This is a genomic window from Eggerthella sp. (assembly GCF_048329335.1).
GTDB lineage: Bacteria > Actinomycetota > Coriobacteriia > Coriobacteriales > Eggerthellaceae > Eggerthella > Eggerthella lenta.
Genome location: NZ_DBFEGU010000096.1, coordinates 1 through 2,161 on the forward strand (window position 1 = coordinate 1; position 2,161 = coordinate 2,161).

Sequence of the window (2,161 nt, forward strand, 5' to 3'; positions counted from 1 at the left end):
GAGGCGCGTTCTCGGGGCGCCGACGGTCGCGGGAGAGCCGGGGAGGGGGTCGGCTCTCCCGCGCGACCTGCTACTTCTCGGCCACCATGCGGCCGATGACGTATCCTTCGGTGTAGCAGCGGCCCAGCGACAGGCCGAACACGGTCAGCGGGTAGTCGATGCCGCCGTAGAAGTGGCCCGAACAGTTGCCGATGGCGTACAGGTTCTCGATGACCTCGCCTTCGGGCGTGAGGCACTCGTGCTTCGCATTCACGTCCACGCCCGAGCAGATGGCGCTCATGCGCACGTGGCGATGGATGCCGTAGAAGGGCGGGGTGTCCACGGGAACCAGGTAGTTCGCCGGCTTGCCGAAGTCCTCGTCCTTGCCGGCTGCCGCCAACTCGTTGTAGCGCTTCACGCTGGCGACGAACGCGGCCTTATCGGCGATTTCCAGCTTGTCGGCCAGCTCCTCAAGCGTGTCGGCCTTGAACGTGTTGATCTGCCCCTCGAACACGCCCTCGCGCTCCACGTCCTCCTCGGGCATGTACACTTTCAGGCCCTCGGGATCCACCAGCTTGCCGGGCCACTCGGCCGCCGCTTCCATGTAGTTGCTGTCGAACACCTGGCAGTAGTGCCCCGAATCCTCCTTCGAGCGCAGGTAGCAGTTCAGAAGCGACATCTCCACGGTCTCGTTCACGAAGCGCGTTCCGTCCATCTTCACGGCCAGGAACGGCATGTCGCACATGGAGGCCGGGCCCGCGTCGAAGTCGTGCAGCATCTTCGTGTGCGCCAGGTCCTCGATCTTGCCGCCTGCCCACACCACCATCTTGTGGCCGTCGCCGGTCTTGTTCGTCTGCTTGGGCTCGAAGTTCGTCATGTCGGGCTGGTAGTAATGCAGCATCTCCTCGTCGTTCTGGTAGTCGCCGCACGCCACGATCACGCCCTTCGAGGCGTTGAACTGCACATGTCCGTCCTTGCCCTTCGCGATGACGCCGGTCACTTTGCCGCCGTCGCCCGTGACCAGCTGCTCGGCGGGGGTGGAGTAGAAGATCTCGACGCCTTCCTTCTCGGCCGTGGCGGCCAGCGCGCGCATGCCGTCGCCGGTGTTGTAGGGCTTGGGGCCGAAGAACGAGGTGACGAAATTGATGTCGTACCCCTTCTTGTTGATGAGGGGCATATGCTGTTGATTGCCCTGGTCGATCACCTGTGCGCCGCCTTCGAGCGATTTCTCGATGACCCACTTCACAGCCTCGCCGGAGTTCTGCGCCCACAGCTCTACCAGTTCGCGATTCGGACGGTGCTGGCTGTCGGCGATCAGCTGCGATACGAGGTTGGCGATGTCGGCCGGGTTGCTGGTGGCCAGGTCGATGCCGCTGCCCGAGTTGCCCTGCGCGATGGCCTGCGATTCCTTCTGAAGCAGCGCCACCTTCGCGCCCGCCTCGAAGGCCGACAGCGCGGCCGGCACGCCCGATGCGCCGGCGCCGATGACCACCACGTCGTAGTCCTTTGTCTCCTTGACATCGGTGATGGCCTCGGGCGCGGTCAGGAAGCTGGGCATGCCGGTGCGCAGGTGCCCGGCAGCCGTGGTGGTCTCGTCGGTCGTGCTTGTCGTGCTGGCCGAGCCTGCGGAGCCCGTCCCTTGCGGCGCGCATGACGCCAGTGCCCCGGCGCCCACGACGCCCGCTGCTGCGATGCCTCCAAATTTGAACAGATCGCGCCTGCTGATTCCATTGTTATGCTCGTGCATGATGCCCTCCTAGCGTGTCGATCCTTCGCGTTCGCCCAGTTTTTTCGGGCGAATCCCTCGAGATGCACCATAGCCCCGCGGCGCGCGCCTGTCGTTCGTCCACGTGCCGGGAAACGGGGATTATTTTCATCATCCTTGCCTATCATCCCATCGTTGAGCAGGCAGTATGAGGGATCGAGGCTCTGGTCGAGGTGCGGAGCTCCCTGGGCATAGGGCGATAGTTTCGCTAGAATGGTGAACCATCGAAACACTGGGGAGGGGGTGCCGACGAGGGCAGCGCGTCGGCTCGATGCTATGGAAAACGACGAAACGAACAAGCACGCCGTCGACGATTCGTGGCAGGACGAAGCGGAGGCGAGCGACCTCGAAAGTGCGGGGGAGCGCGCAAGCACCGCGTCCTCCGATGGCATGCGCCCGCCCGGCCCGCTGTTCCCC

The 2,161-nt window shown here is 64.5% G+C and carries 1 protein-coding gene; it reads right to left on the reverse strand.

The genetic code is table 11. The annotated features are described in order from the left end of the window. Window positions 1-70 precede the first annotated feature (70 nt). On the reverse strand, window positions 71-1,726 hold the full coding sequence (locus ACMO6A_RS03055; RefSeq protein WP_009608760.1) for an FAD-dependent oxidoreductase: 1,656 nt from the start codon (window positions 1,724-1,726) through the stop codon (window positions 71-73). Between the last annotated feature and the right edge of the window lie 435 nt (window positions 1,727-2,161).

What these genes read in the sequence shown, in the direction of transcription:
- ACMO6A_RS03055 (WP_009608760.1), bottom strand. Translation starts at nt 1,726, where the DNA reads ATGCACGAGCATAACAATGGAATCAGCAGGCGCGATCTGTTCAAATTT.